19 protein-coding genes and 4 tRNA genes are annotated in these 21,592 nt (G+C 40.3%); 12 read left to right on the top strand and 11 right to left on the bottom strand.

From position 1 onward, the window contains the following. Positions 1 to 84: 84 nt before the first annotated feature. The gene (locus V7K61_RS11735; RefSeq protein WP_335053485.1) at positions 85 to 432 is read right to left on the bottom strand and encodes a hypothetical protein; all 348 of its coding nucleotides are present in this window, start codon (positions 430 to 432) and stop codon (positions 85 to 87) included. Positions 433 to 763: 331 nt separating this feature from the next. Continuing rightward, positions 764 to 2,752, bottom strand: a complete 1,989-nt coding sequence (locus V7K61_RS11730; RefSeq protein WP_335053484.1) for a zinc metalloprotease HtpX — start codon at positions 2,750 to 2,752, stop codon at positions 764 to 766. A gap of 408 nt (positions 2,753 to 3,160) precedes the next feature. Between V7K61_RS11730 and V7K61_RS11725 the strand changes: the two genes are divergently transcribed. Beyond that, a complete protein-coding gene (locus V7K61_RS11725; RefSeq protein ID WP_335053483.1) occupies positions 3,161 to 4,468 on the top strand; it encodes a glutamate-5-semialdehyde dehydrogenase in 1,308 nt (435 codons plus the stop codon). A 167-nt stretch (positions 4,469 to 4,635) separates the two neighbouring features. On the opposite strand, the gene V7K61_RS11720 is transcribed toward V7K61_RS11725, so the two are convergent. Further along, positions 4,636 to 5,145, bottom strand: a complete 510-nt coding sequence (locus V7K61_RS11720; protein ID WP_335053482.1) for a GNAT family N-acetyltransferase — start codon at positions 5,143 to 5,145, stop codon at positions 4,636 to 4,638. Positions 5,146 to 5,529: 384 nt separating this feature from the next. Here V7K61_RS11720 and V7K61_RS11715 point away from each other — a divergent pair, with 384 nt between their 5' ends. Further along, the gene (locus V7K61_RS11715; protein ID WP_335053481.1) at positions 5,530 to 6,480 is read left to right on the top strand and encodes an L-lactate dehydrogenase; all 951 of its coding nucleotides are present in this window, start codon (positions 5,530 to 5,532) and stop codon (positions 6,478 to 6,480) included. A 43-nt stretch (positions 6,481 to 6,523) separates the two neighbouring features. Here the strand turns inward: V7K61_RS11715 and V7K61_RS11710 are convergent, their stop codons facing one another. Then, positions 6,524 to 7,939: an isochorismate synthase gene (locus V7K61_RS11710; RefSeq protein WP_335053480.1), complete on the bottom strand. Its 1,416-nt coding sequence runs from the start codon at positions 7,937 to 7,939 to the stop codon at positions 6,524 to 6,526. A 312-nt stretch (positions 7,940 to 8,251) separates the two neighbouring features. Here V7K61_RS11710 and menA point away from each other — a divergent pair, with 312 nt between their 5' ends. The 3 genes from menA to V7K61_RS11695 are packed head-to-tail and all read left to right on the top strand — an operon-like array spanning position 8,252 to position 11,509. Next, positions 8,252 to 9,148 carry a 2-carboxy-1,4-naphthoquinone phytyltransferase gene (gene menA, locus V7K61_RS11705; RefSeq protein WP_335053479.1) on the top strand — a complete coding sequence of 299 codons (897 nt, stop codon included), beginning with the start codon at positions 8,252 to 8,254 and terminating at the stop codon, positions 9,146 to 9,148. Between the two features lie 13 nt (positions 9,149 to 9,161). Further along, positions 9,162 to 10,139 (top strand): o-succinylbenzoate synthase, encoded by a 978-nt coding sequence (locus V7K61_RS11700; RefSeq protein WP_335053478.1) that lies wholly within the window; start codon positions 9,162 to 9,164, stop codon positions 10,137 to 10,139. Further along, positions 10,124 to 11,509, top strand: a complete 1,386-nt coding sequence (locus V7K61_RS11695; RefSeq protein ID WP_335053477.1) for a 2-succinylbenzoate--CoA ligase — start codon at positions 10,124 to 10,126, stop codon at positions 11,507 to 11,509. The genes V7K61_RS11700 and V7K61_RS11695 overlap by 16 nt, the downstream gene beginning before the upstream one ends. Here V7K61_RS11695 and V7K61_RS11690 read toward each other — a convergent pair. The 3 genes from V7K61_RS11690 to V7K61_RS11680 form a co-directional block, all read right to left on the bottom strand. Continuing rightward, complete coding sequence (locus V7K61_RS11690) at positions 11,502 to 11,948, bottom strand: acyl-CoA thioesterase (protein WP_335053476.1); 447 nt, start codon at positions 11,946 to 11,948, stop codon at positions 11,502 to 11,504. The genes V7K61_RS11695 and V7K61_RS11690 overlap by 8 nt on opposite strands. A 181-nt stretch (positions 11,949 to 12,129) precedes the next feature. Then, positions 12,130 to 12,591: a type II toxin-antitoxin system VapC family toxin gene (locus tag V7K61_RS11685; protein WP_335053475.1), complete on the bottom strand. Its 462-nt coding sequence runs from the start codon at positions 12,589 to 12,591 to the stop codon at positions 12,130 to 12,132. Beyond that, positions 12,588 to 12,854: a FitA-like ribbon-helix-helix domain-containing protein gene (locus tag V7K61_RS11680; RefSeq protein ID WP_335053474.1), complete on the bottom strand. Its 267-nt coding sequence runs from the start codon at positions 12,852 to 12,854 to the stop codon at positions 12,588 to 12,590. The genes V7K61_RS11685 and V7K61_RS11680 overlap by 4 nt, the downstream gene beginning before the upstream one ends. Before the next feature lie 241 nt (positions 12,855 to 13,095). On the opposite strand from V7K61_RS11680, the gene V7K61_RS11675 reads away from it, so the two are divergent. From V7K61_RS11675 to V7K61_RS11665, 3 genes are read left to right on the top strand one after another with little or no spacing between them, the layout of a single operon-like run. Next, a complete protein-coding gene (locus V7K61_RS11675; RefSeq protein ID WP_292732485.1) occupies positions 13,096 to 13,548 on the top strand; it encodes a hypothetical protein in 453 nt (150 codons plus the stop codon). A 12-nt stretch (positions 13,549 to 13,560) separates the two neighbouring features. Further along, entirely contained in the window at positions 13,561 to 15,606 is a 2,046-nt protein-coding gene (locus tag V7K61_RS11670) for a hypothetical protein (RefSeq protein ID WP_335053473.1), read from the top strand. Beyond that, positions 15,596 to 16,756, top strand: coding sequence for a P-loop NTPase fold protein (locus V7K61_RS11665; protein ID WP_335053472.1), 1,161 nt, complete (start codon positions 15,596 to 15,598; stop codon positions 16,754 to 16,756). Before V7K61_RS11670 ends, V7K61_RS11665 begins: the two co-directional genes overlap by 11 nt. Before the next feature lie 143 nt (positions 16,757 to 16,899). Here V7K61_RS11665 and V7K61_RS11660 read toward each other — a convergent pair. Further along, positions 16,900 to 16,984: transfer RNA gene (locus V7K61_RS11660), tRNA-Ser, on the bottom strand. A gap of 131 nt (positions 16,985 to 17,115) precedes the next feature. Further along, positions 17,116 to 18,036, bottom strand: coding sequence for a TIGR04168 family protein (locus V7K61_RS11655; protein WP_335053471.1), 921 nt, complete (start codon positions 18,034 to 18,036; stop codon positions 17,116 to 17,118). A 149-nt stretch (positions 18,037 to 18,185) separates the two neighbouring features. Here V7K61_RS11655 and nadA point away from each other — a divergent pair, with 149 nt between their 5' ends. From nadA to V7K61_RS11640, 3 genes are all read left to right on the top strand, one after another. Beyond that, positions 18,186 to 19,160, top strand: a complete 975-nt coding sequence (gene nadA, locus V7K61_RS11650; RefSeq protein WP_335053470.1) for a quinolinate synthase NadA — start codon at positions 18,186 to 18,188, stop codon at positions 19,158 to 19,160. Positions 19,161 to 19,284: 124 nt separating this feature from the next. After that, positions 19,285 to 19,370: transfer RNA gene (locus tag V7K61_RS11645), tRNA-Tyr, on the top strand. A gap of 87 nt (positions 19,371 to 19,457) precedes the next feature. Continuing rightward, positions 19,458 to 19,529, top strand: a tRNA-Thr gene (locus tag V7K61_RS11640). Between the two features lie 186 nt (positions 19,530 to 19,715). On the opposite strand, the gene V7K61_RS11635 is transcribed toward V7K61_RS11640, so the two are convergent. Then, on the bottom strand, positions 19,716 to 20,381 hold the full coding sequence (locus tag V7K61_RS11635; protein WP_335053469.1) for a group I intron-associated PD-(D/E)XK endonuclease: 666 nt from the start codon (positions 20,379 to 20,381) through the stop codon (positions 19,716 to 19,718). A 69-nt stretch (positions 20,382 to 20,450) separates the two neighbouring features. Continuing rightward, positions 20,451 to 20,523 (bottom strand) — tRNA-Arg (locus V7K61_RS11630). Positions 20,524 to 20,881: 358 nt separating this feature from the next. Here V7K61_RS11630 and V7K61_RS11625 point away from each other — a divergent pair. Beyond that, on the top strand, positions 20,882 to 21,541 hold the full coding sequence (locus tag V7K61_RS11625) for an Npun_F0813 family protein (protein WP_335053468.1): 660 nt from the start codon (positions 20,882 to 20,884) through the stop codon (positions 21,539 to 21,541). The last annotated feature ends 51 nt before the right edge of the window (positions 21,542 to 21,592 follow it).

Below are 21,592 nucleotides of genomic sequence, written 5' to 3'. Positions count from 1 at the left end.
AAAAAAACTCGAATATTAAAAGTGAACTATAAACTGGATACTCATTTCTGAAGCATATCATGAGTTAAAATCTCATTTTTTAGTTCAAATCACAAATAGCAAATGCGTACCCCGAAATAGCAATTGCGTACCCCGAAATAGCAATTGCGTACCCCGAAATAGCAATTGCGTACCCCGAAATAACAATTGCGTACCCCGAAATAGCAAATGCGTACCCCGAAATAGCAAATGCGTACCCCGAAATAGCAATTGCGTACCCCGAAATAGCAAATGCGTACCCCGAAATAGCAAATGCGATCGCCAAATCAACAAATGCGATCGCCAAAGCAGTAAATGCGATCGCCAAAGCAGCAAATGCGAACACCAAATCAACAAATGCGATCGCCAAAGTAACAAATGACCTAACTCCAGTAAGGACATGGCATTGCTCATTGGTGTGAACTTAATGTAAAACCCTTATCAAAGATGTGATATTGAGTTCACTCAGTTACCATCACGATCCGCGTTACCCCACCCTAACCCTCCCCTTGGAAAGGGGAGGGAACTAGATTTCCGGCTTCCCCCCTTTGCAAAGGGGGATTGAGGGGGGTAATTTGACTTGTGTGTACACCGATGTAGCCTTACCAAGGGGTGGGGTAAAACGCTTGTGGGATAAGCGTTTTAATTTAATTGCATTAAAAAAAGAGGCAGTTACTAACTACCTCCTGAGAAATTAAAGCTTGGATGGACTGAGAAATGCTTCGACAGCAGCCTAGAAACTTTGCTAGCTGCGGCTCAAAAACATAGTCAAGACCACTCCCAGGATAATCGATCCACCGCCAAGGATGAATGACCAGAAGCGATGGTAACTGTTGACAATAGTGCCATTTTCACTCTGGAGTTGAATTAGATCCATCCAAGGCGCAACACCTCGACGGAACCAACCCACAGCCCCAACTTGTTCGCCTATCAAGCTTTGGACTCGCTTCATCCCAAACAAAAAATTGCCGATAGGGCCAAAGCGTGAGGCGTAATGCAGATAAAGCATTCCGCTACGATCCTGAATTTTTAAATCGGAACCAAATTTATAACCAGCGTCGCCACGACCAATAAGCTGACCTTCCAGTTTTGCAGGTTGTCCGCGCAATGGACTGGCATAAGGGTCTGACATCAGGGTGAGAATATCGGTTTCTGGTGCTTGCTTGTAGTCGGGGAACATCACCAAGGCTTTGACCACAATTCCAATCCCTAAGCCAATAAGTGGCGCACCCAATACTAAACCTGTGTTTTGCGAACTTGACAACAAAATCACACCTGTTACCAAGCCAGCGAAGAAACCAATTGTTTCAGCGCCGTACAGTACAACATCTAAAAAGAAGTTGCCGTAAAGCCTACTCTTATTCAGAGTTTTACCTTCTCCAATAACTCGCCCCATATCAAACTCAGTCGGTAAACCCAATTGTTCGGCATAGTTGCTCAATGCGCGAACTCGTTTACCTGTCAGGGGATGAGTGGAATTTAACTCCATCCACCTACCCCAAGGGTTAAACATATCCCACAGAAAGACGCGACCAATTTTTTGGGTATCGGATGCAATGCGGTAGGCGGTTCCTGTGGAAGCGGCGGCTTTATGGTCATAGATACCCAAGGCGCGAGTTCCTTCAATTAAACGGCTGGGTTCTTGCGCGCGCGAACCTTCTTCTAAAATTCCGTAGGCAATCTTCACCAAAGCGCGGGATAGTCCATTGGGATTACCCGTACTTTCGGCTGCAAAGTGGTCGGCAAAATATTCTCGTGTGCGCGAGAGGTACAGCACTAGATAAGTCCCGATGACATAAAACACGTAGGCAACTAGGGCAGCAGTTTGCATCGCATCTTTAATTTTGCTATCGCCACCACCACGCCCAAATCTTCTGGCTGTGCTGTAAATCAAGTAACAAATTTGCACTAAGGTAGAAGCTACTGTCATCACTGCAAAGTCCCAGTGGACGATGTGCCCCAGTTCGTGAGCGTAGACGGTAGCAATTTCATCATCATCGAGGTATGTGAAAAGTCCCTGACTGACGACTAGACGGGCGCTGTTCGGTAATGAACCATAAGTAAAAGCCGTGGGGTTTTGGTCGTTAATAATTCCCAAACGCGGCGTTTTCAGCTTTTTCTGTTCACAGACTTGGCGAATAACTTTAGCTGTCTCTGGACTGAGGGTTTCAACTTCTGCTAACTCTACCCAGCGAGTTTGGTAAAGCCAGCCTTGGGTTAAGTCCATGATGAATGGAGACAGGAAAAAGGCGGCGATATTAAAAACTAGGGTAATACCAATGGCGATCGCTAATCCTTGGAGTGGATTATCGTTACCCAAAATAAATACTATGCTCAAACCTAAAGCCAACACCATGCCAAACAACAAGGTCATGGTGACACCAGAAGCTAACGCCAAACTACCACCCACTCCCCCCATTGCTAATTTCATCCCAGTGGTAGCGGCACGACCAGCTTTTTGGCTAGCTTTAGGTGGCGTTTGGCCCAAGGATTGACTAGCTTGTTCTGCCCAACTGCGAGCCTGTGGATTTTCACTCATGATTAACTTTTGACACAGGGCCTTGGCTTTTTCGGTTTCGCCTGTGGCTTGATAAGCTTTCATCAGCCACATCTGTGCTGAAAGATAATCTGAGGAATTGTGTTCAGCGCAATCGCGGCAGAATTGTTCGAGTAATTCAACCGCTTCTTGATAACGTTTTTGGTTTAAAGCATCTAATGCCGATTGCAATGACATAGGATCTCCCTACTAAAGGAGTGGTATTTGATCTATCAATACTCAATAGATCCAGCGATCGTCACTGCAATTTCGTAAAAATTTAAATAATGACAGTATAAAATATCTACTTAAGTAAAAGACTAGAGAAACATACATTACTATGTCTCTCTAGCCTGGGGAACGCATAAATCATGTTTAAGATTTTCAAATAACAACTGTAATAATACTTATAATATTTTTGCTGCGGTAAACTTACTACCTCTTTCCCCGTGTTTGATATTTAGAGAATAAATGTTTTCAACCCAGTCTTGCTTCACCCGATTAGAGTAATTATTGATTACCCAAATGGTTCACCCGATTGGAGGAAGACGAATGATCAACATAACCTGAGATTGATAAGATGAGGAAAAGGTAAAGATTTCTACTATGACTATTTTTGATATAGCTTCTCCCCTAATTTCGATCGCAGCGCAAACCCGCCAAGCTGCAAGTAAGCTAGCGATTCTCTCTACTGAGGCAAAAAATCAAGCGATTGAAGCGATCGCGCAAGCTTTAGAATCAGCTAGAGATGAAATTTTACAAGCAAATGTTGCTGACTGTAAAGCTGCTACTGCTGAAGGAATTCCCCAACCACTGTATAAGCGCTTGCAGTTAGATGAACATAAATTAAGAGATGCGATCGTTGGGGTACGAGATGTTGGTAAGCTAGACGATCAAATTGGTAAAGTTCAAATTCACCGCGAACTTGATACTGGCTTAGTTCTGAAGCGCATCACCTGTCCTTTAGGCGTTTTGGGGATTATTTTTGAAGCACGTCCAGAGGCGGCGATTCAAATTGTTTCCTTGGCGATTAAATCGGGAAATGGTGTGATTCTTAAATGTGGAAAGGAAGCTGTCCGTTCTTGTGAAGCGATAGTTAAGGCAATTAAACAGGGATTATCGCAAACTGCTGTTAACCCAGATGCAATACAGTTGCTGACAACTAGAGAAGAAACTTTAGAACTTTTGAAATTAGATAAATATGTAGATTTAATTATTCCTAGAGGTTCTAATTCTTTTGTTAGGTTTGTGCAGGAAAATACACGCATTCCAGTACTAGGTCACGCCGATGGTATTTGTCATCTTTATATAGATAAAGCGGCTAATCTTTCTAAAGCAGTTCCGATTACCGTCGATGCCAAAGCACAATATCCTGCTGTTTGTAATGCAATTGAAACTTTGCTAGTTCACTCTTCTATTGCTAGAGAATTTTTACCGAAAGTTGCTGAGGCTTTGCAAGAACGCCATGTGGAATTAAGAGGCGATAAACGCACCTTGAAAATTTTACCTAACATTGAAACTGCAACAGAAGTAGACTGGGAAACAGAATATAACGATTTGATTTTGTCCATAAAGATTGTAGACTCTATAGAAGATGCGATCGCACATATTAACGAATATGGTTCTCGCCATACTGACGCGATTATCTCTGAAGATTCAGCATCTGTTGAAACTTTCTTTGGACTAGTAAATTCAGCGAATATATTCCACAATTGTTCTACCCGATTTGCTGATGGCTTCCGCTATGGTTTCGGCGCAGAAGTAGGAATTAGTACACAACAAATGCCTCCCCGCGGCCCCGTTGGTTTAGAAGGATTAGTTACATACAAATATCAAATGACTGGCGATGGACATATTGTAGCTACTTACACCGGGGCGAATGCTAAAGCTTTTACTCATCATGATTTGGTGTAAAATATCCTCAAAAGTATATAGCAGTTCTCGGTTAAGTGAGGTACAAGAACCCCACCCCCAACCCCCTCCCCGCAAGCGAGGAGGGGGCTATGATGTAACTCATGTGATTAGGAAATGCTATATGCTCTAGTAACGCTAGAAATACACCGATTTATCCGGTGTATTTTTTATGTTAATAGTTGATTGGAGTTATCAAAAGTTTTAATTGGGCCATGCCATCGAGCATCATTTAAGAAAACATCGTTAAAAGCTCCATTAGTGTATTGACTAATTACCTTACCCCAAAAAGCTTGTGCGCCTAAGTTCAAAGCAGTCTGCCGTACTTCCCAACAGCCGGGAAACTGGTTGAAAATGTGAGTAGCTACCTGTTCACCAATACCCTGACTTCGATACTTCTTGAGGATAAAGAATTCAGCAATAGACATAGCATTGTTATCTCGATGAAGGTAGATATGCTGATTAACAAGTACAAACCCTGCTAGCTTCTCATCAACTTTAACTATAAATGGGTGTCGCTCAGGTTCTGTCCAATAGTAATCAAGATATCGATAGCCAAATAAGCCGCAGTCATCTACATCTTTAGCTTCTATCTCACTCAAATCATACTGGTATAGTTCCATTAAATTACACAGCACTGACTTCTGTTGTTGAGTAGCTTTTACCACTTCGATTTTCATAAAGCATCTACGATACTGAAACTAAAACATAATGAGCGCCAACGATTTAAACAATATCTCATATCCTAATTGGGAAGCATTGAAATCGATGTCAGATGAGGACGTTGATTATTCTGAATATTCCATTATTAAACGATGAATTTTTCGAGAAGGCAATGTTGAGATTGCCAGGAACTCAAGCACAGAAATTAATTCAGATTGATCCAGAATCATAGCTTGGTTTCAATTCCAGGGTGCCGAAGACAAAACACTCATCAATTCTGTCTTGCGTCAACATATTAAATCTTTGAGATGAAGCGATCGCTTTAAGAATCTTGACTCGAAAGGATTAGTTCTGGAGTTAACATTAACCTATCGGGCCAGTTACAAAAAAATAGATTTTGCATGAGTAACAAAATATCCAAGGTCGGTATTATTGGTGCAGGTAATGTGGGTGCAAATGTAGCAAATGATTTAGTGCTACTTGGTAAATGTGTAACAATCGTCCTTTTTGACCGAACTTTATCAAAAGCTGAGGGGCAAGCATGGGATATTGAAGACACCATTCCCCTACTTAAAGACATGGAGATTATACCATCAAATCAGTATGAAGATTTAGCGGATTCTGATATTATTGTCGTGACTGTTGGGGTGCAGCAAAAAAAAGGACAAAGCCGATTAGATGTATTGAGCGATAATGCAGAGATCATGCGTTCAACAATAAAAGAATTGGATCGAGTTGCACCGAATTCAATCATACTTATCGTTAGCAATCCAGTGGATGTACTAACACGGATTGCGATCGCCAGTTCCACTAGAGCAGAAAACCTAATTTTCGGTTCAGGAACCGTTCTTGATACTGCTAGACTGAGATATCAACTTGGTAAGCGACTGAACGTTAGTAAACAAGACGTTCATGTTTATGTGATTGGAGAGCATGGAGACAGTGAATTTGTCGTTTGGTCTAGTGCATTTATTGGGGGAATTTTATTAGCTGAATTTCCCATACCACAAGGAGCAACGCTGGAACAAATTCAGCAAGAGTACGCAGAGTTAACCCGTAAGCGAGGTTATAACATTTCTGAACGTAAAGGAAATACTAGCTATGGCATATCAATAGTAGTTTGTCAGTTAGTTGATGCCATCCTGCGAGATGAAAAGCAGATATTTCCAGTATCGGTGAGAGCAGATTCTAACTATGGAGTTGGCAGTGAAGTTGTTCTTGGACTTCCATGTATCATTAGTTCTCAAGGTATTGAGCGCCAACTGGTGTTACCAAGAAATGCTCATGAACAACGTTTATTAGAAGAGTCAGCCACCAAACTGAATGAAGCCTACAATTCTTTGGATAATTAAAATCAACTCAAATAGTCTGTTTAAAAACGTGCTTTTTTGAATGTTAAACTAACGCTTTCAGTAAAGCTTGAAGTTTCAGTTGCACCTCTGCAAATTCTTTGTCAGGATCGGAGCCAGCAACGATACCAGCACCAGCATACAATCTCGCGCGATCGCCATCAATCAATGCTGAACGAATTCCCACAATAAACTCACAGTTCCCTTGAGAATCTATCCAACCTAAAGGTGCAGCATATAAACCCCTCTCAAAGCTTTCGTAACGACGAATTTCGGCACAAGCTACATCTTGTGATGCACCCGCAACGGCTGGCGTAGGATGCAATTGCCCGACAATCTTTAATGGATGGATGTTAGTAGGAACTATCGCACTTATAGGTGTCCATAAATGCTGGATATTCGATAATTGTCGCAGCCGTGGTGCTAATATTTGAGGTGATAAACCTAGCTGAGATAGACGTTGAGTTATAAAATTAAGTACTAGCGAATGTTCATGCTTTTCTTTTTCACTATTTAGTAAGCGATTGGCATTAGCTGCATCTTCAGCAGGGGTTTTACCTCGTGGCGCAGAACCAGCTAAAGCATCAGTGATTAACTGTTGATTATAAATACTAATTAATCTTTCTGGACTTGCACCAATAAAATTTTGTCCTTTGCCATTACTTGTAGAAAAAATATAACAATTAGGATGGTTTTGTCTAAGATTATTTAAGGATTTAACTAAGCTAAAGTGGTTACTTGATTTTACATCTAATATATCTGCTAGGACAATCTTACTTAAATGAGTAGATTGAATTTTTTCCAAAACAGATACTACTGAACGTTTAAATTGGGCAGAGTTGGTGATAGATTTTTTATATAATTTTGTAGGAAAATAATCAATATTAGCAGAGTAATTTTCTAAAGTTTGGATAAATTCAATTTTATTTTGGATTTTCTCCAACCATCTTTCAATATTTACATTTGGATTGATAATTAGATTTGTTACTAATATGCAACGCTGATTTTTTACGGCTACTTGCCAACGTGGAAGAAAAATGGTAGCAGATGGGAATGGATAATCTACTTGGGCATTTTTATCAAAAAAGCTGAAATAACAAAAAAAGTGAGGACCAGAAAAAGGTTGGTTTGCGTTACCAAAATTAATTATATTTTTTAGACAAGATTTGATAAAATATTCTGCTTGATTAAAACGGTCTGAGCCATCAATCTGTAATTTTGCTACAGCATCAATTGCTGCGATCGCTTCTCCTTTACCTCTGTCCTCAAAGTAAAAATTTATTTCATTTGCTTGTGTAAGTTTATCTAATACAAGTAGAGGGTCAACTAAATCAATTTCTTGGGAGACACTGACAATTTGTCTACAATTATTTTTGACGCACTTTTCTTGCACCGCTACCAGAAATTGATATAAATCTTTGTGCTTGACAAAGAAGTTGCTACGACAAGGTGAAACTGTCATGGATTTAACGATAGTAAATTTTTTTTAAGTTAACTTCCTAAAGTGTAATTAATCGTGGTCGTATTTTTACAGGTAACATATTAAGTTGCTATTTCACCAGCGTAGGGTTTGCCTTATTTGTGGTGTTCTCAGACTATGATAAGACAGTTTCAGCCTGAGACTGCAACGTGAGGGTGAGTGTTAACAACACAAGGTTAAGAAGCCATAGGAAAAGTGACAGTTGTTTATATATCACCCATATCTAATCGTCTCTTTAAATCATAAAATCTAAAGTGCGAGTAAATATTCTGGTAATTTAATTAATCACAGCTGATGACTACCAAGCAAATTTTATATCCCAACACCAAGTTATGGATGGCAGCGATTAAACCGCCAATGTACAGCGTTGCCATTATGCCCATTTGGGTAGGAACAGCAGTGGCATTTGCCGAAACTAAAATTTTCAATGGTGTAGTATTTTCTACTTTTGTAGCTGCGGCAATCTTAATTCTTGCCTGGGAAAATATCAGTAATGATGTGTTTGATTCCGAAACAGGTATCGATAAAAATAAGCACCATTCTCTGGTGAACTTAACAGGCAATAAGCCATTGATATTTTGGATAGGAAATTTGTGTTTAGGTTTGGGGTTGCTGGGCATACTAGCGATCGCCTTTTGGCAACAAGACCTAACTGTTATCGGCATCATTCTACTATGCTGCGGTTTAGGCTATACGTACCAAGGGCCTCCCTTTCGTTTAGGATATCAGGGTTTAGGCGAGATTATTTGCTTTTTTGCCTTTGGCCCCTTGGCAGTGGAAGCCGCATACTACAGCCAAACCCAAACTTGGTCAATGACAAGTTTAGCAGCCTCAGTAATTGTCGGGATTGCCACAACCTTAATTTTGTTTTGCTCACACTTTCACCAAGTTAAAGATGACATAGCCGCAGGCAAGCGATCGCCTATCGTCCGTCTCGGAACCCAAAAAGGGGCCCAACTCCTAGTTTGGTTTACCGCTAGCATTTATCCCCTCACCTTGCTATTTGTGCTACTGGGGATTTCTCCAGCTTGGACATTACTAAGTTGGGTGAGTTTACCCTTTGCTGTCAAATTATGCCGCCACGTTCAAGAAAATCACAACCAGCCTGACAAAGTTAGTAACTGTAAATTCATTGCCGTAGCTGTGCATTTCTGGGCTTGCTTGCTGTTCGGACTGGGATTTATGCTTTAGTAATTACTAATTGATGCGTTATCAATTTAAATTTCGTCCATATCAGCGAAGATTTTTGCGATCGCTGACTACCAATCATGGTAAGTGGGATATTCGTGAAGGTATTATCCTCCGTCTCACCAATGAATCAGGTAACGTCGGCTGGGGAGAAATCGCCCCCATTAGCTGGTTTGGTTCCGAAACCCTAGAACAAGCCTTAGATTTTTGTCGCCAACTCCCAGAAGAAATCACAGACGAAACGATTTTTTCGATCCCAGATGAGTTACCTGCTTGTCAATTTGGCTTTGAGTCAGCGTGGGAGTGGGGGAGTGGAGGAGATAATTTTATAACTCCTAACTTTTCACTCCTCTACAGTGCCTTATTACCAGCTGGTAAAGCGGCTTTAAATCAATGGAAAACTTTGTGGCAGCAGGGATATCGCACGTTTAAGTGGAAAATTGGAGTGGATGCGATCGCTGATGAACTAGAAATTTTTGAGTCATTGATACACACCTTACCAGCTTCTACAAAACTGCGATTAGATGCCAACGGTGGACTCAGCTATGAGGAAGCTAACTTATGGCTGCGGAGTTGCGACAATTTTAAGGCAAATGGAGAACTACCTTTAGAAATTGAATTTATCGAACAACCGCTACCCGTTAAGAAATTTCAGCAGATGTTGGAATTGAGTCTGAGTTATAAAACTGCGATCGCTTTAGATGAATCTGTCGCCACACTTGGGCAACTTGCTGCTTGTCATCAACAAGGTTGGCGAGGGATTTTTGTCATAAAGCCTGGGATAGTCGGATCGCCATCTCGTCTGAGGAAGTTTTGTCACCAGCATCAAATTGATACTGTATTTTCATCAGTATTTGAAACTGCGATCGCTAGACTTGCAGCACTCCAACTAGCAGCCGAATTATCCCGAAACAACAGGGCAATTGGTTTTGGTATTGACCATTTTTTTGAACAAGAAGAAACCTGGCTTCAAAGTTTATGGAACGACCTTTAGACTATCTTAATAACCTGGCTCAAAATGATTGGCTTATCGGTTATGACAGCCGTCAATTTAATCAAATAGCTCAACAATTATATTTACAACTAACACAATTATCAGCCTGTGGAACCCCACCAAAAATCATCTTAGCCGAACGCGAACCAATAAAATTTTTAGCAAGTTTTATTGCTGCTTGTGCAGCGAATTGTCCAGTTTTTCTTTGTAACCCCGACTGGGGAACACAAGAATGGCAACAAGTCTTTGATTTAGTACAGCCAGACATTATTTTGGGAATGGGGCATGGGGAATGGGGTATAGGGCATGGGAATAATAATATCCAATGCCCAATTCCCAATAGCATCATGATTCCTACGGGTGGTTCATCAGGAGAAATTAAATTTGCCATTCACACTTGGGAAACTCTCATTTCATCAGTACAAGGATTTACAGAATACTTTCAACTAATCCAAGTCAATTCTTTTTGTGTATTGCCGCTATACCACGTTAGCGGTTTAATGCAATTTATGCGTTCTTTTACCACCGCAGGTAAACTGGCTATTCTACCATTCAAAACCTTAGAATCCGGTCAAACATTAAATATTAAGCAATCAGAATTTTTCATATCTTTAGTACCAACACAGTTACAACGTCTCCTGCAAAATCCAGAATTAACTGAATGGTTATCCCAATTTAATACTGTACTTCTGGGAGGTGCGCCAGCATGGAATGAACTACTAGAAAAAGCCAGATTTCATCGCATTCGGTTAGCACCTACTTATGGCATGACAGAAACCGCCTCTCAAATTGCTACCCTGAAACCAGATGATTTTCTCAGTGGTAAAATTAGTAGTGGTCAAATTCTTCCCCACGCCAAAGTAACTATTCGCAATCAGCAAGGCGAAATTTTAAATTCCAATCAAATCGGAAATATCACCATTCAGGCTCAATCTTTAGCCCTTGGTTACTATGCGATAACTAGAGAAAATAAAACTGATTTTCAAGTAGATGATTTAGGCTTTTTAGACGAACAAGGCCATTTAAATATTGTCGGACGTGACAGCGACAAAATTATTACAGGTGGAGAAAATATTTATCCAGCAGAAATTGAATCAGCTATACAATCAACTCAAATGGTTGCCGATATTTGTGTCATTGGCATCCTAGATAAACACTGGGGACAAGCCTTAACAGCGATTTATATTCCCAAACAATCAAATACCTCTGCTTTAAAAATCCAAACTCTACTTAAAGACAAACTCAGCAAATTTAAAATCCCTAAATATTGGATTCCCCAGCAAAACTTACCCCGCAACTCCCAAGGTAAAATTAACCGCCAACAGTTACAGCAAATAGCCACAGAATTCCTTCAAAATTCCATCAAATAACTTCTCTCGACTTTCTTCTCTCTGTGTCCTCAGCGTCTCTGCGGTTCGTCTCCAACCACTGAACTATCTCATCAGGTAATTCCCGCTTACTTCTACTACTCACGTCAATACAAACATGGCGAGTAATAGCCTTAGCAACTACCACCTCAGCCACAGTAATTTCATAAGTAATTTCAAACTTCTCAACACCTATCTTTTGGGGAATTAAGCTAATCAGCAACTTGTCCCCGCCAAACATAGGGCGCAAAAAATCGACACTAGCATGAACAATCGGGAAAGCTACAGACGGATTAGTAAAAAAATCTTTGAGATTAATACTTGATGCTTCTAGAGATTCTTCATAAGTTTCATGGCAAATACCCAAAATATTAGCAAAATAAACTACCCCAGCAGCATCAGTATCTTGAAAGCGAACAGTGCGGTTATAAGTAAAAGGCATTTTTGACAATTGAATATTAAAAAACAGCAGGTTTATCCCCTGCTTTACAAACTAATTTTATTGCAACTAAGATAAGTCAGTGATAAAAATTTAATTTCCCCAATTCTGAGTTATGTATCGATTTGTTTAGCCTCATTCAATGCTTTGGGGTTGAATATATGGTGAGGAAAGGCGATCGCTTCTACATTGACTCCAACGGCGGAACCTCGAAGTCATTAAACGAGTAAACATTGTAAGACGAAGCTGTTAGAGCTTTGACCAGCTTACCGTCGAGAGTCAGCAAAGTAGCGCCTACCTGCTGTGAAAGTGCAACATAAGAGCCATCGTAAGCGGAGATTCCATAATTTAATGCGATCGCAACTGCATCCGCCATCAAATCAGCCGTGGAGACAACACGCAAAGGGAAGCTTTTGAGAGTTGCTAAATCTGCTGGTACATCAGCAACAGCATAAAGTCTGGCGCGGACGTACTTCCAAATTATGTTGCCACACTCAATGTAAAACAGGTCTGGGACAAAGATTGCAGTTTGGGGATTGGCAAGATGAGCGAACAGTTGATTAACTTTTGGAGTTAGTGGATCGTCTGGTATAAATTGCTTAATAGCTACACTTGCGTCTACAACACACCTGAGAGGGATAGTCATCTGTCTCGGTCTTCTCGGATTAACGCAGTACTATCAGGCCATTCCACATCAGTCTGGCGACTCTCACGACGAAGGCGAATTTCCTCTAAGAGTTTTGGGACATTTTTTCGTCTTTCGTCTTCCGTATGCTGTGCTTCAGTTTTTAGAGCTTGTTCTAACAGAGTTATAACTTGGGCGTTAATAGAACGGTGTTCAGATGCCGCTAACTCTTGCAGCTTTGCATACAAATCATCGGGTAAATTTCTTACATAAAGAGTAGCCATCGCTTTACCTCAAAGTAGAATTTACAAAAATGTTAGCATAATGCAAGCAAAAGGAGCGAGTGGGGCGATATATCTCACTTTTGATAAATTTTAATTAAGTTCCAATTATGATTATAGTACCCAAAAAATCAATCAAATTGTGGCTTGACCCTCAAAACCTATGATTTATAAATAAAAAGTAATTTGACAGTTAGATTTAATCTAGATATTCATAAATAATTACTTTGGAGAATTAATTCTTGTGAGTAGCAATAGTTCAAGTCCATTAAAGGTTGTTCTTTGGCAACCTTGTCGCTGGGGTAAAAAATACTTAGATACCAATACCAATGCTTTAGTTGAACCGACATTTTATCAAGAAGAAATTTATTCTTGGGAACCCTTTGGAGATCCCTTTGGTTCAGTGACTAGTAGTGAGCAAACTCAGCGACTAAGAGAAGAATTAATTGAAAAATTTACACTAGTAATAAAACCTGAAAAGCGTGGAATTGAACAGTTTAAGCAAGTCATCCAAGTAATAGACGAGATATTGTCTAATGATCAATCATCTTGGAGTGATTTAGAAGAGCTTGGACGCTTATCTAATAGTGATAGTGTCAACCTTCGTCAACATCAACTTTTGGCCTTACGCCAGCATATTCAGTGGGTGTGTGATACCTTTGTTAATGTTCCAAATGTCAATGTGTCCCTTCATTAAAAGAATAACCTTATGACATTAAAATTGTTTAGTAAAGAAGATGCACTAAAATGTATCGCCCAAATAGGTAAGAATGGGGAGCCATTTGAAATATCTCTTGGTGAAGATATTTGTTTTGGACGTGACAAATGGGTGAATGTCGGAACTATTACATTACAACCAGGAGGGCAATATATTGAAAATGAAACTAGATATGATGAGTATTGTGCAGCTAAATTTGGTGGGTTTGAATGGCAAATACTATCCTTAGAGAAACTCAATAATAATATTACTGAAGCTCTGGAGAATTCACAGAGTAAAGATAGAGTTCAAAAAGCTTTTAGGGAAGGATTGCAGGATGTACTCCGGAGAACATTATTACTTTTACCTATTTTTGATGTTGAAACTATTGGCAAAATACCTTTGCAAAAACCGATAACTATTGTTACAGATACATCAGCTATTCACCAAGGAGGACTTGATTTTATATGTCGGTTTCTTAGTCCTTGGGCAAAAATAAAAGTACCAGCTATTGTTCACATGGAAATAATTAATCAGGTAGATAGGTACTTTGCAACTCGTAGAGAGAGTCAAAAAAAGAACAAACCTGTTGCTGCGGCACTTCGAGAACATATTCTCAGCCAGGGTGGTCAACGAACTTTACTTCGTCTAGAATTTTCAGATGCAGAAATAGAACGTGGTGACTTAGGTGCAGATCCCCTCCGGGGTATTGTGACACCGAGTAGCGATCCTGAAGATGGTAATCTTAAACTACAAGAGATTGTTAGAAGTTTTGCTGATCGTCTGATTTTAGAAACTGCACGACGCTTTCAAACTCAAGTTCGCCCGGATCATGCTCTAGCTCTTCTAACTAGCGATCAAGGTCTAGCCAGAATGACAATGGCTGAAGGAATGGATGTGTTCTTTTTTGAATCTCGCTCCTTTCCTAAATTTGATAGTAGAAAACTCACTGGCTCTCTTTTTCATCCTTTCAGTCAAAAAATATATACAGTACCACTAACAGATGTCCTTTGGGAATTAGCTGTATCTTTTGGTTGCCTGCGCTTGCAAAATTACAACACTAACGAGTCATTAGAGCTATGGGGCATACCTAGTGGTGAATATACTTGGCAACCACTTCACGTTAAAGATGATCTTCTTTGGGGAATTTTTAACTCTGGAACATCTTCTACAACAACAGATAATACCTCTATTGCGCTATCAACCGACATAGAAAGCTCAGGTCATACTGATGCAGTCTCTAGCGAAAATATAGAAAAAATAGCTACAGCTAAGGCATATGCATTTAGTCCAGATCAGATGTTCTTGCTGATAAAAATGTTAGTAGACAAGGGAGAATTAACTAATCAAGAAGCTCAAGATAAATTAGGATTAAAACATCAAGAACGTTATAATTTGTATAAAAATTTCCTGAAGAGTGGTTCATTCGTTGAAATTAATGATAGCAAAATCATCTGTACAGAATTACTTAAATCTCTATGGCAAAGTGTACTGGATGAAGATCATATTAAAATTTTATTTTATTTGAAGAAAATACCATCATTTGAAGCACTATATAACCATGTAAATCAAGGTAGGACTGTTGAATATAGCACATTACCAATTTTCAATAACGCCAAATCAACTTATATCAAGCTCGGTGAGGCAGCATGTGCTTGGTTGAATATACAAAACAAAAAAATTGTTACCACTGATAACATACCTGATCTACCAGCTTTTGCTAATTTAGCAGTAGAGGTTTATAAATTAATTCGTTCACAGGAAGACACAGAGTGGATACTTACTGGTCGCTGGTTAGAAGAATTAGCTATTAAATATGCTGTTCATCCCATATTGGCTAGAAAACTAGTGAAAAAAGCACAAGAACAAAACTTAGTCAATGTCTATGCTGAAGGATCTACTCCAGATACTCGTTTTGAACAGCACGATTTGTGGATAATTAAGACAAGTGACAGACTTCCACAGTTAGAAAAAGTTTATCTGTATCATGGAGATTTTCTTATACCTGGTACATCTGCTGTACGTATCAAGCTAGAAGGAGTTAAAAATGCCTCTTGAAAATCTATTTACAAATGAGGCGACTGCTAACGCACCAGAAGAACAACCCAAATTACTCTATAAAAAGTTTGGTGTGTTGAGTAACCCTTTTCCCAGTGCTGGGCAAACCAGTGGTCATCCGCATATGTCAACAGAAGCAGATAAGCAAGTTGATGCTGCGGTCAAGACATTTTATTCAGATCGCAAGTCTCATGTAATTTCAATAACTGCTAGTCAGGGAATTGGAAAGACTAACCTTCTGAATGCTTATGAAAATGCTTTGCGTGAAAAACTTTCTCAACATGGTTTTTTCGTTATTAGATACGTTCCAGATCCAGAACCATTTTTTGATCCACTCATTAGGTCTATATTTGAAAATTTGGGAGAAGACTACTTACGTCGCTCAATTGATGCACTTGCAAAGAGGAAGCAAGAGATAGATGATATTGATAAATTATTAGAATTTGTGCGAATGAGCGAAATTAAAATAATGCTTAAGGCTCTTTTGAGTGTTATTAATTCCGAAGAAAAACTAAATGAGCGCGTATCTTTAGCATATCAATGGCTTTTAGGATTACCTGTAAGAAAAACTCATCAAACTGAACTGGGAGTAAATTTTCGTCTAGATACTGTAGAAGCGAAAACAAGAGCATTGCGAGACATCGTATATTTTGGTTCAGAAATGAAGACTTTAGAGGGTATTTTTATTCTTCTTGATGAATTGGAAAAACAGAATGGTAGCTTATCAAAAACTATTGTTTTAAGATATTTATCTGCTCTGCGGGCTTTAATTGATGCACTACCTAAATATCTTTTCTTAATGGTTGCTTTAACTACAGATGCCCTTGAACGTTACCGTGAGATGCTTCCAGCTATTAGAGGTCGTCTTGCTAATGAAGTTCAACTTTCACCTATAAGAAATGAGGAGGAAGCCGTAAAATTATTCAAATTCTACTTGGAACAGGCCAAAATGGAAGCCAGAAATTTTGCACAAAACAAACAATTACAAGAAGGAAATGATGTACTTTTACATGAAGATTCTGCTCGACTCTTATTTCACCAATTATTGAGAGGTAGTAACATTAAAGGCGTGCGACAACGTGATTACCTTAATGCTCTTTATGAAAAAGCAGATGAGTCCATCAATGAATCTATGCCGGCATTCTTTTAGTTAAGTTTTTTGAAGCTCTTGCTAACTTTAAGAATTCAATAGGCGCTTATCAAGAATAAATCACAGTTAAGCCGTTGCTCAGATTAAATCTAATCAATGGCTTACGTCGTTAATAACATTTGTAAAATCTAATTTTTCTTCAACGGAGAGGGGGAGATTCGAACTCCCGGAGGTTTTAGCCTCATCCGATTTCAAGTCGGACGCAATCGACCACTCTGCCACCTCTCCAGTAAATCTGTCAAACTTGTGCTGATCCTAGTTTCAGACGCTATTCAGGCGCTTTTGTTGGTTAGCACTAAACTTGACAGATCATACTATACCCTATTATCTACGCAGATTGCACTACTGGATACGAATGTCTACGACACAATCCGCGATCGCTCATACAAAATTTCCCCCTTAGCCACCTGAAAGTCATTCCCCACCCAAACTAGGGAAACTTGCGAAACCACACCCGCCTCTAGGGTGACAATGGAAAAATTACGCAACTTCTCGCCATCATTTTCCACAATCCTGGGGACACTAGCCGCATTTAAGTAAATTGTCCCCTCTGGACTTCTAAAGATGGGCTTGCGCTGCACCTTCTTGGTATGGCGTAAATCTCGGTGCATGTGACCAAATGTCACCAGAGGAATGGTTTTACCAGCAGTTAAGGCATGAGAAATCGCCTCGCCAAAATCTGGATCGCCAAAATCGCCGCCAATTGGGTGCCAGTCTTTGCCGCAGGGGTCTTCGGGGCGATCGCCTAATCCACTCGGCCCATTGTGACCCAAAAATATAATCGTCTCGTAGGCGGCGCTTTTGATCGCTTTGACGATGCGATCGGCAGATTCTTCCAAACTCGTCACACCGTAACGTTCTTGACAGATTTCCGCGAATTTCCACTCTGGGCCACCCCAGGTAAAGGGACGACCCCCCACTACAGTTAAATTCCAAGCGGGAAAATCCAACTTACCGTAACCGACATGGGACAGGCCTAATAAATCGAGTTGTTCCTGTACCCAGTCTTCCTTAGAGCGGTCATAAGGAGCCTTTTTGCGTCCCCATTCGGTGGCGGTGTACCAGGCATCGTGGTTGCCCATCACGGCTGCTTTGGGAATATCGAGGGATGCGATCGCTCTGACCACTTCCACCGACTCGTTGCCAAAATCCCCGACAAACAGCACTAAGTCAACACCCAAATGCTTGAGTGCAACGCCATCTTCCACTTCCCATTGGTCGTGAATATCTCCAACTACAGCAATTTTGAGGTTTATCGATTGAGTTTTCTGACTGGTCATGCCACTTTCCTTGCCGTCTATCTCCAGGATATGAAACTCAGCCCGATTTGGACACAACCCCAAAATATCAACCGTCCACTATTTTTGGTAAAAACTACTATAATTGAATCCACAGGACATACATTTGCAACATAAAGCACCCCTAAACTGTGTTTACTACTGCATTAGCTCAACAAGAAAAAACCCAACTGGGTGAACTACCACTAGATTTGTTTGCCGCCATTGAGAGTCTCAAAAAAGAACTCAACGCAGTTATCCTGGCACATTATTATCAAGAGCCAGATATTCAGGATATTGCCGACTTTATTGGGGATTCATTACAACTGGCAAGAGCCGCCGAAAAAACCAATGCGGATGTGATTGTCTTTGCTGGTGTTCACTTCATGGCAGAAACAGCAAAGATACTTAATCCCGATAAATTAGTACTTTTACCAGATTTGAATGCTGGTTGTTCTTTAGCAGACAGTTGTCCAGCAGATGAATTTGCAGCTTTTAAAGCCGCGCATCCGAATCATTTGGTAGTGTCTTACATCAACTGTTCTGCTGATATCAAGGCGATGAGCGATATTATTTGCACCAGTTCCAACGCTGTCAAGATTGTAGAGCAGATACCGAAAGAACAGCCGATTATTTTTGCCCCAGATCGCAATTTGGGGCGGTACGTCATGGAACAGACTGGACGAGATTTGGTGCTATGGCAAGGTAGCTGTGTTGTCCATGAAACCTTTTCGGAAAAGAAAATTGTCCAGTTAAAAATTGCCCATCCTGAAGCAGAGGCGATCGCACATCCAGAATGTGAAAGTAGTGTATTGCGCCACGCCAGCTTTATTGGCTCCACAGCCGCTTTACTCAAGTATTGTCAAAGCAGCCCTACTAAGGAATTTATTGTTGCTACGGAGCCTGGAATCATTCACCAGATGCAAAAACTAGCTCCTGGCAAGCACTTCATTCCTGCACCGCCGATGAATAACTGTGCTTGTAACGAATGTCCGTTTATGCGGTTAAACACCCTAGAAAAGCTTTACTGGGCAATGAAAAATCGCACTCCCGAAATTACCATGTCGGAGGATATTCGCCTTGCTGCACTGCGACCAATGCAACGAATGCTGGAAATGAGCGTGTAACTAGTACTTTTTATACTGATGGTAGAGACGCAGTTTTATTGCGATCTCTACCTACAAGTTATTTTTTCTAATAACTTGCTATTTCTAAAACATGATGCTAAGATTTTAAATCGTGAGACAAATCGGGTCGGTGTCCGAGTGGTTAATGGAGACGGACTGTAAATCCGTTGGCTTGCGCCTACGCTGGTTCAAATCCAGCCCGGCCCACCACTTACGAAGTTATAAGTTATAATGACTGGGTAAGCATCAAAACTCCCAGCATTTTAACTTCTAGCTGAAAAATCGGAATAAAATTTCGCCCGTGTGGCTCAGTGGTAGAGCACACCCTTGGTAAGGGTGAGGTCACGAGTTCAATCCTCGTCACGGGCTTTTTAAATTTATCAAACAACCAAGCTAAACTTAAGGGTTTCAGCGTTTTTAAGAGATTTTGATATTCAAAAGCTAATTCTCTTGGTTGCATTAGTGGCTATTCTGACTATGATTTGGCTATCAGAACAGAATTTTGGGTATCATCTTTTTTTGGCTATGATTTTCAAGAGTATATTATGTTAACTGTTATGTTAACTGTCCTTCTACTTTTCCATAAGCTTTCTTAACCCAATACCCTCTGGGTGGCTTTTCTACCCCATAAGCCTTACACCACTTTTCTACAGCCTTATCAGACACACCAAAATCTCTGCCAATTTGCGCTGTTGGCTTTTCCCAAACTAGTTTTTCTAGTTCTTCTTTTGATGGCCTTTCAACTTTTCTAGTGTGAATTCTAGAATCTGGGTTAACCTTTCTGGTTGTTAAATCAACGCCAAACTCCTTGTAGGTTCGCTTGGAGGCTGCTTCAGTAAGGTCTATAAAATCCTCCCACCAGTAAAACGGTGTAGCTGAATTAGGTATCTGGGTAGTTATGTAGCAACCATTAAAGTGAACTGATGGATAAACAACTTTATCTATGTCAGGCAGATAAACAGCATAAAAGTCAAAGTCATTTACTTTATACTTCTTCTGATGAGTCCCATTTTTATCTACCCAAATAGTTTTATTGACTACTCTATTATCTCCCGCATATTTAGCTTGTATTTTATAAAATTTATCGTCTTTATAAGCAACAAAATCAAAAGGTAAATGCTCACAAACAAGTGGTGTGAGAATCAAGTATCCTTTAAGCGTTAGGTCAGCGATCGCTTTCGTAGCAGCAATATCGCCTTTGTTCTTGGTATGATGCAGCAATAACGAACCCTCAACCAATAAAATGATTATATCACTTCACCGTGCTTGAGGGTTCATATTAAGTTAAAACGAGCGCGGCAGGGTTCGAACCTGCGACCGATTGCTTAGAAGGCAATTGCTCTATCCACTGAGCTACGCGCCCAAAACAAAATAATGGCTCCTGAAGGAGTCACCTACATTATTATATCGTCTTCACCTACCAAGAAGCAATCAAAAATTGCAGATTTACTACTAGCAAGGCTAAGATGCTAGTCGCTAGTTAGTGCAATCTACACCGAAAACAAAACAGATGGAGTATTGGTTTAGATATATTGTGTTGTCAAGGGGTTATTTGCCCGTTAGCGCTAACGTCCTCTGGGCGGCTACCTTCGGGAAGGATCTGGCGATCGCGAGGCTCATTTTCACAGTATGCTAGGTAATTTCAGCCTTGGCGATACTGCCAAATGCCATTATATATTCCATATTAAGAGTGCCCCTGTGAGGAGTTATTTGCTAGTGCCATGTTTATTCTCAAACGGCAGGATGTTGAAATATCAAGCATTCAGCACCCAAAAAAGGATCAGCAAGTGCCGATTCTCAGTTATCAAGGGCAAACTTTTCGCTTGATTAGTGTTTTCAAAGCTAGTCAAGAAGAAGAAGCTAGAGCCTTATGGAGAGAATTAACGGATAACCGAGGCAAAGCCTGTGTTTTGCTGGAGGAACCGGAACGCTTTAGTGTTTGGGGCAAAATCCGTTTAGAGCAGCTGGATAGTGACACAGGTGGTCATGGCAAAACGGCGATTTTAGTCCAAGCCAGTATTTTGCTGTTACAAGGTGTTTCTATCGATATTGAAGAGTTTTTAGGTGCTAGGCAAGTTGCATTATTTGAAAAAGATATTGCCGAAGTATTACAGCAGAAGCAATTTCCCCAAGCGTCTTCTCTAGAAGCGGTTAAATATTTGGTGTCTACTAATCCTTTGCCGGTAGCCAAAATACCTGATTGGCAAGAAAATCATGTAGTTATCCTGTTACAAGAACTGCATCGATTAGGAAAAGCCTATTTTGGCAATGGTAACTTTACCAAACAAGTAATTTATAAGCTAGAAGATATGCCAGAAGCCGAGCGAGCGCTGTTTATCAATTGGCTAAATCAATCGCCACTGGGTAAACTATGGCAGTAGCATGGAAATTTTTTCAGAAAATTCCGGCCACTGGCACTTGCTTTTGGTGTC

It is taken from the genome of Nostoc sp. (assembly GCF_036918015.1).
Taxonomy (GTDB): Bacteria; Cyanobacteriota; Cyanobacteriia; order Cyanobacteriales; family Nostocaceae; genus Nostoc.
This window is presented reverse-complemented; position numbering and strand designations above follow the sequence as displayed.